Source organism: Pseudomonas sp. NPDC088885 (genome assembly GCF_044750025.1).
Lineage (GTDB): Bacteria > Pseudomonadota > Gammaproteobacteria > Pseudomonadales > Pseudomonadaceae > Aquipseudomonas > Aquipseudomonas rustica.
This window is the reverse complement of the sequence record NZ_JBIVJB010000106.1, coordinates 7,060-14,857: the sequence shown is the minus strand read 5'-3', so window position 1 is coordinate 14,857 and position 7,798 is coordinate 7,060. Positions and strand designations below refer to the sequence as shown.

General features: G+C 57.2%; 6 protein-coding genes and 1 pseudogene. All 7 read right to left on the bottom strand.

The features are described from left to right. Positions 1-1,163 precede the first annotated feature (1,163 nt). Entirely contained in the window at positions 1,164-2,405 is a 1,242-nt protein-coding gene (locus tag ACIP1X_RS24975; protein WP_400755605.1) for an aspartate aminotransferase family protein, read from the bottom strand. A 30-nt stretch (positions 2,406-2,435) separates the two neighbouring features. Continuing rightward, on the bottom strand, positions 2,436-3,347 hold the full coding sequence (locus ACIP1X_RS24970) for a LysR family transcriptional regulator (RefSeq protein WP_400755604.1): 912 nt from the start codon (positions 3,345-3,347) through the stop codon (positions 2,436-2,438). A gap of 42 nt (positions 3,348-3,389) precedes the next feature. After that, positions 3,390-3,926: a 2,4'-dihydroxyacetophenone dioxygenase family protein gene (locus ACIP1X_RS24965; protein ID WP_400755603.1), complete on the bottom strand. Its 537-nt coding sequence runs from the start codon at positions 3,924-3,926 to the stop codon at positions 3,390-3,392. A gap of 139 nt (positions 3,927-4,065) precedes the next feature. Next, positions 4,066-5,490 (bottom strand): amino acid permease, encoded by a 1,425-nt coding sequence (locus ACIP1X_RS24960; RefSeq protein ID WP_400755602.1) that lies wholly within the window; start codon positions 5,488-5,490, stop codon positions 4,066-4,068. Between the two features lie 704 nt (positions 5,491-6,194). Next, complete coding sequence (locus tag ACIP1X_RS24955; RefSeq protein WP_400755601.1) at positions 6,195-6,554, bottom strand: DUF6124 family protein; 360 nt, start codon at positions 6,552-6,554, stop codon at positions 6,195-6,197. Between the two features lie 135 nt (positions 6,555-6,689). Next, a complete protein-coding gene (locus ACIP1X_RS24950) occupies positions 6,690-7,055 on the bottom strand; it encodes a DUF6124 family protein (RefSeq protein ID WP_400755600.1) in 366 nt (121 codons plus the stop codon). A 495-nt stretch (positions 7,056-7,550) separates the two neighbouring features. Next, positions 7,551-7,798: pseudogene (locus ACIP1X_RS24945) on the bottom strand (isocitrate lyase); the annotation flags it as partial.

Here is a 7,798-nt window from a genome sequence, read left to right as displayed (position 1 = left end):
TGTCGCTTCGGGCATGCTGGTAATCCTTAACAGAGAGCAAAGGTCTCTGAGCTTGATAAAGAAATAAGGCAGTGACGATATGTCGCAGCAATCAATCGCGCTGATTTTATGGCTAAACACCCGGCAAGTAAAATTCCTATAGCGAAATTATTTATTGGAATAAGGACATAGCGCACCTCCAAGCCCCGCCAGCCCATGCGTTGCGGGCATTAGCCGGTTTTGCGGGAAATATGTTTTGTTTGAAATGTAACGAACATAGTTGCTGCTAAATGATAATCAATATTGTTTGGCGCGGTTTTGTAACTGTTTAACGGGTTAGGTATTGGGAAGTTGTCTTACTTGCACGTTACTGCAAGTAGCGACGGCGCCCGTTTTACACGATTTTTCCTACATCGCTACCGCTCTGGATCAATGTTTTGTCCGAGCACCGCAGATCCCTGTGGGAGCGAGCCTGCTCGCGAAAGCGTCAGATCAGCCAACACATCTATTGCCTGACACACCGCCTTCGCGAGCAAGCCCGGCTCCTACAATGATTCGTGGTGTCCCCGAGTTTTTTGTACGACAGAGAACCCCGTACGAGCAAAGCTTGCTCGCGAAAGCGCCAGATCAGCCAACCCATTCATCGCCTGACACGCCGCTATCGCGAGCAAGCTCAGCTCCTACAATGATTTGTGGCGTGGACACGAACCTTGTAGGAGTGAGCCTGCTCGCGATAGCGGTGTGTCTGTGCCGAAGACGTTGGCTGACTTTAAGCCATCGCGAGCAGGCTCACTCCTACATCAATTTGTGGTGTGCCTGGGGTTTTGTGTACGACAGAGAACCCCTGTGGGAGCGAGCCTGCTCGCGAAAGCGCCAGATCAGCCAACACATCTATTGCCTGACACACCGCCTTCGCGAGCAAGCTCAGCTCCTACACTGATTTGTGGCGTGGACGCGAACCTTGTAGGAGTGAGCCTGCTCGCGATAGCGGTGTGTCTGTGCCGAAGATGTTGGCTGATTTTAAGCCATCGCGAGCAGGCTCACTCCTACATCAATTTGTGGTGTGCCTGGGGTTTTGTGTACTACCGGGAACCCCTGTGGGAGCGAGCTTGCTCGCGAAAGCGGTAAATCAATCACCCCCAGACCTGACGCCTTGCACGCCAGGCCTGTCTCCTCCAATCCTCTCAGCCAAACCGCCCAGCTAGCGTCGAAGCCGCGACCTCAAAAGCAGCCTTCATTTCCTCAACCACCCCGTCATCATGCGCAAACGACAAATACACCCGCCCATAAGGCGAAGGCATTACCAACACCCCAGCCTCGCGCAGCGCCAAATGCAGCGCCTTACTAAACTCCGCATCGCCACATTCCAGCGCCTCGGCATAATTCGTCGGGGCCTGCGCCGAAGGCCAGATCCCGAACACATTGCCGTAACCGCTGGTGCTCACCGTCATCCCATGCGCCTTGAACGAGGCCTCCACCGAAACACGCAGCGCCTCCCCCCGAGCAATCAAACGCTGATAATCCGCGTCATCCAGTTGCGCCAAGGTGCTGATCACCGCCGCACAGGCCATCGGGTTGCCGCTGAACGTACCGCCACGCAGCACGCGACCTTCCTCAAACCCCGCCAAAATATGCGGCTTGCCGACAATCGCCGACACCGGCACACCATTACCAATCGCCTTGCCGACACTGGCGATGTCCGGATCCAGCCCTGCCTGCAAACCCGCGAGCCCGGCGAACAAACGAAAGCCCATCAACACTTCATCGCAGATAACCAGCGCGCCATGCCGATGCGCGACTTCCTGCACATGCAGCAAATACCCCGGCGCCGGCATGATGCATCCCGCATTAGCGAGCATCGGCTCAAGAATTACCGCCGCAATGTCCGAGTCCTCAGCAAACAACCGCTCAACATCAGCAAAGTCATTGAAGCGCAGCAACGTAGTGCGCGGCGTAGAAGGTCGCTGACCATCAGCGAAATTCGCCTCACTGGACGACACATTGCCAAAGCTGACGTCATCAAACCAACCATCGAACCCCGCCGCCATTTTCGCGATACGCCCGCGCCCGGTATAAGCGCGAGCCGCACGGCAAGCGAGGTGCACGGCTTCACTGCCGGAGTTGGTGAAAATCACCTTGCTCAGCGCGCCGGTGTGCGCCGCCAGTGCCGAGGCCGCCGCGTGTTCACGGACATGCGCCCACGATGGCGCGGCAGAATCGGCCAACGCCGCCGCCACCTGCTCGTTGACGCGATTATTGGCGTGCCCCAACAGCACCGCGCCAAAGCCAAGCGCGGTGTCGATGTAGCGACGACCTTGATCGTCATACACATAGGCATCCTTGCCGTTGCGGATAAACAGGGTTTCGCCATTGAGTTCCGGAAGGATGCGCGCGGCGCTGGAAACATCGCCAATCAGGTTACGCATAGAAGCCTCTGCTTATTAATAGGTGAGCGTTCAGCCGCGCTCGGTGTTCCACGGACTCTGCGCGAGTTTCTGTTCAAGAAAGTCGCGGAACACGCGGATCCTGGGGCTGAGGTGCTTGCGATTGGTGTAGATCATGTAAATCGGTTCAAAGCTGTCCGGGCTGTAGCTCTGCAGCAGCGGGATCAAGCGGCCCTCGCGGATGTCGTGACCAATATGAAACTCGGCCAAGCGCACAATGCCCGCGCCGCTGAGGGCCAGATCGCGCAGCAGATCACCCTGAGCGAAAGTCGCTTTGGGAATCACCGGGATGCTGGTCGGATTGCCATCGATGAGGAAATCCCAGTCGTTCCACACGCTGTTGAAGCCGAAGCTGAAACAAGTGTGATCAAGCAATTGCTGCGGGTGCTCGGGCGTTCCGTGGCGGGCGAGGTAATCCGGTGAGGCGCAGATGATCCAGCGACTCTGGCCAATCTTGCGGGCGATGCGCGTGGAGTCCGGCAGCACGCCGCTGTGAATCGCCAGATCCAGCCCTTGATCGAACTGATCGGAAAATTGCGCGCCGATCTGGATATCAATCGTCAACCCGGGGTAGGCCGCCAAAAACTCCGGCAGCCACGGAATGATCTGGTGTTTGGCAAACGTCGACATCGTGTGAATCCGCAGCATGCCACTGACCCGCGTCGGAAACGCTTCGGCCAGTGAGTCGGCTTCGGCCATCGCGTTGATCACTGCGCGGGCGCTGACCAGATAGGCCGCGCCTTCTTCGGTCAGCGACAAACTGCGCGTGCCGCGTTGAAACAGGCGCACCTGCAAGCGATCTTCCAGACGCGAAATCAGCTTGCTGATGGCCGACGGCGTCAGACCGTGGGCGCGAGAGGCCGCTGAAAAGTTACCGTGCTCCGTGGCCCAAAGAAACGCCAGCAGCTGCGAGTAGTTATCCAATGCTTGTCTCCCGTGTCGATCCGACGCCTGCCACGGCGTCGATCAGCGAATGAACTGTTCGATGTAATCGTCTGGCAGCCCGAGCTTTTTGTAATGCGCGCGGGCCGTTTCCAGTTTGGTGAAAACGTCTTCGTAACCAACCGCTACACCCTGCGGGTCAACGTAGGTGTAACCGCCCTGCACGTGGAACCAGGTGATCATCTCTTCGACATCTTCCGGCACGAACAGGGTGTGAGTCTCGCCCGGCGGCTCGAAGGCAAACGAACCTTCCTCGGCGACCCAGTCATGCTCCAGATAGTACCAGCGACCTTTAAGCACCATCGCGTGCACGCCGCCGGTATGACGATGACGCGAGAGCACGCCGCTTTTGCGCACGCGCAGCAGGTTGATGTAGTAGCCACCGGACACGCTGAGCAACACCGGTTTGAACGACACCGAATCGGTCACCGGCACCCACAGTTGATCGTCTTCCAGCCATTGGCTGAGGACGCCGGGGTGCACCATGTCGGGCGCCATGTACGGCACTTGCGGCAGTTGATACGGGATGGCCAGTTCGTCAGGTTTAGGCGCAATACTCATGAGGCGTTCCTTGTAAGTTTTGATATGCCCCGGTCGTTTGTTGGCCGGGGTTTCAAGCAGAGTAGGGTGGCGATCAGCCGTGAAAAAGTGGGTCGCCGGCACACTCGCTGTGACGCTCAGTCACAGCGGCGGGCGGTGTTCAGGCCAATACTTGCGGGGTGGCGGTTTCAACTGGCGCCATGGCACTGCGTCGGGCCGACAGCTCGGGCTGCGACTTCTGCAAATACGCGCCGATGATCACCAGCACCGCAGTCAGGCCAAGGGTCGAGAGCAATTCCGCACGCTGACCGGGGAAGGCCGCCATGATCGCGAACACGCCGAGGATGAACACGATTGTGAGGATCGTCAGATACGGAAACATCCACATGCGCACTTCGAGTTTTTTGCCCTGTGCAACCAATTTGCGGCGCATGCACAGTTGCGTGACGGCGATCACCAGGTACATCAGCAAGGCCAATGCGCCGCTGGTGGCCAGCAGAAACTGAAACACTTGCTTGGGCAGCAGATAATTAGCGGTCAGCGCCGTCAGCGCGGCAACCGATGTCAGCGCGACGGCCAGCAGCGGCACGCCATGACGGGTGGTGTGCGACACCGCATTCGGTGCATCACCGCGACGGGCCAGCGAGTAGGCCATGCGCGAAGCGGTGTAGATCGCCGAATTGAGGCAACTGGTGACCGCCACCAGCACAACAATGCCCATGATCTGCGGCGCCCACGGAATGTTCATCGCGCTCAGTACCGCCTGGTAAGAACCCTGCGCCAGATCCGGGGCGTTCCACGGAATCAGGCACACCACCACAAACATCGAGCCGAGATAGAACAAGCCCAGACGCCAGACCACGGCACGAATGGCTTTTTTGATGTTGGCTTTCGGATCCTTGGATTCAGCGGCGGCAATGGTCACCACCTCGCTGCCCTGGAAACTGAACATCGCTGTCAGCAGGCCGGCGACAATCGCCACATTACCGTTGGGAGCAAAACCGCCGTTGGCGTAGAGATTGGAAATCCCGCTGGTCGAGGAACCCGGCAAAATCCCGAAAATCGCCAACACACCGAGAATGATGAAACCGACGATCGACACGACTTTGAACAGCGACAACCAATATTCCAGCGTACCGAACGAACCGACGCTGAGGCTGTTGCACAGGATCAATGCGAACGTGACGCCGAACGCTGCCACCCAATGCGAAATCCCCAACCAGTCGCCCAGAATATTGCCGGCGACAATCGCTTCGATGGCAATCACCAACACGTAAAACCACCAGTACAACCAACCGATGGAAAACCCGGCCCAGCGACCAATCGCCTGATCGGCATAGGAAGAAAACGACCCGGTGTCCGGCCGCGCAGTCGCCATCTCGCCTAGCATCTGCATGACCAGCACCACAATGATCGCTGCGCAAACATACGACACCAGCACCGCAGGGCCAGCGGTGGCAATGGCATTACTCGAACCCACAAACAGACCGGCGCCAATCACGCCGCCGATCGAAATCATCGTGACCTGCCGTCCTTTCAAGCCATTCCCTAGCTCGTTGTTAGCCTTGTCTTTGTCATCACGCATCGGCTCGTACCTCGAATGAACGTCTTTATTATTGTCTGAAACGCCGCAACGACACGGCGATGGGCCGTACCCTAAGCGCTTAAAGGGGAGGGCATTAGCCCTAAATGGTTCAAAGAGGGTGTGAACTGTCGTCACAGGTAGGGAAGGTTTGGTGGGGGAGTGTCAAGGACGGGGGATGACGGGCGGATGCTCTGCCGAATCCATAATCGACTGGTTTTTTCATGTCGATGAATGACGCCAGACACCTCGGTCGGCTCCCTCTCCCGGAGGGAGAGGGGACTGAGTGGGGGATGCTCACGAGATACGCCGACTTGAACGTGCTGCTTTGAATCCATAATCGACTGGATTTTTCAGGTCGATGTATAACGCCAGATACCTCGGTCGGCTCCCTCTACCTACGGGAGAGGGCTGGGGTGAGGGGAAAGGACGTTGATCCATTACAGACGTTTACTGAAGATTGCGCGGATGCTGTTGAGCAGATCTGCCTGCGCGATCAGCGGTCAGCGGTCAGCTTGAAAAGCCCCTCACCCTAGCCCTCTCCCAGAGGGCGAGGGGACTGAATGGGGGATGCTGGAGGGATACGCCGACTTGAACGTGCCGCTTTGAATCCATAATCGACTGGATTTTTCAGGTCGATGTATAACGCCCAGACAACTCGGTCAGTCCCCAATAACTCTGGGAGAGGTTGGGGTGAGGGTCGCGGTTCACGGACTCGGCACAACATTATCCAGCGCCTTGTTCACCGCCAATTCCCCCAACATCACCACCTGCGCAATCCCCAATAACGTATTGCGATTCGGCCCCTCCAGCATCCCGGCAAAATCACCGAGCATCACCGTGGCCGAGGCCAGGGATTCGCAAGCATTGGCCAGCAAAGTTTCGGTGTCAGATTGCGGATTGACCATAAACAACGTGCTGGGGCTGTACGGCGTGGCCATGATTTTCTCAGGCGCAAGATAATGATCGAGCGCGCGCTCAGCCGCCGCATGAAGCTTTTTCGAATTGAGTGATTCATAGGGTGACGCCGGGTCTGTGACCGGCGGATTGTTTGTGGTTTCGGACATCAACTGAAACTCCGATGGATAAATGACACCCTGTAGGAGCTGCCGAAGGCTGCGATCTTTTGATCTTGGTTTTACAAAAGCAGATCAAAAGATCGCAGCCTTCGGCAGCTCCTACAGGGAATTGTGGGGAGTTTGTTAGTGCGGCAGGCGTCGGCCGTCCAGGACTCGATTGACCATGAGTTCACTCAGCATGATTACCTGATGCAGCATCAACAGGGATCGGCGCTGTGAGTTGTCGACGACATCGCCAATTTCACGGGCCATGTCGTTGGCGGCGGCTAACGATTCGCAGGCTTCGACGAGTAAGGTTTCTTTGTCTACGGCGGGGTCGATCAGGAAGATCTTGCTGGTTTTGCGGGATGGGATTGAGAGTTTCAGTGAATCGGGGTTGAGGTAGAAATTGATGGCCCGCTCTTTCGCCTCTTTTATCTTTTGAGGTTCAAGCGACGGGTCAAACGGGATCGGATCGGTTTCCGGTGGGTTGGGCGTGACTTTGAACATAGATGGAACTCCACTCAGTAAAATGAAGAGCCATCACTCTCGCTACCAAACGAGGGTGGCGGCCAGGCGCGGGTTGGTAGACCGGTCTAAGCGGAGTAAAACCCCGGCGCTCCCGAAGGAGCCCCACGCATGGCCGCCATAAAAGCCGAGTCCCCAAAAAAGGGACTGCATCAGGCGTCAACACACGCTTAGAAACGGGCTACCAAACCCGATCACTGTTTTTCAGTGACAGGCAGACGATATAACCCGACCCATAGCAGCGTATGCCGGCGAATTCTGAGGTGCGCGTAGGTAACGGCGCAAGGCGTTGTAGCCTTTATGGCGTAACGGTTTGTGTAATTTAAACGCGCATGCGGATTTGTGTTTAAGCACCTCAACAGACCGCCAAATCCCAGACAAAAAAAACGCCCCGAACCAGTCGGGGCGTCAGTTTTGCGGCTCTGCGGTTAGCTTTCTATCCGATCCGCAAAGGCCGTTTGCTCAGGCGAAGCAGAATCAGTGGAACTGTTCTTCTTCAGTCGAACCGGTCAGTGCGGTTACCGAAGACGAGCCACCTTGAATCACGGTGGTCATGTCGTCGAAGTAGCCGGTGCCCACTTCCTGCTGGTGAGCCACGAAGGTGTAACCCTTGGCGGCGTCAGCGAATTCCTGCTCTTGCAGTTTCACGTAAGCAGTCATGTCGTTGCGGGCGGCGTCGTGCGCCAGGTGGAACATGCGGGGCCAGAGGGGGTGAAGGCGGGGGC

Bases quoted from the DNA above. Each gene is read 5' to 3' on its own strand.
- ACIP1X_RS24960 (WP_400755602.1), bottom strand. From the start codon at position 5,490: ATGCGTGATGACAAAGACAAGGCTAACAACGAGCTAGGGAATGGCTTG.
- ACIP1X_RS24955 (WP_400755601.1), bottom strand. From the start codon at position 6,554: ATGTCCGAAACCACAAACAATCCGCCGGTCACAGACCCGGCGTCACCC.
- ACIP1X_RS24965 (WP_400755603.1), bottom strand. From the start codon at position 3,926: ATGAGTATTGCGCCTAAACCTGACGAACTGGCCATCCCGTATCAACTG.
- ACIP1X_RS24950 (WP_400755600.1), bottom strand. From the start codon at position 7,055: ATGTTCAAAGTCACGCCCAACCCACCGGAAACCGATCCGATCCCGTTT.
- ACIP1X_RS24975 (WP_400755605.1), bottom strand. From the start codon at position 2,405: ATGCGTAACCTGATTGGCGATGTTTCCAGCGCCGCGCGCATCCTTCCG.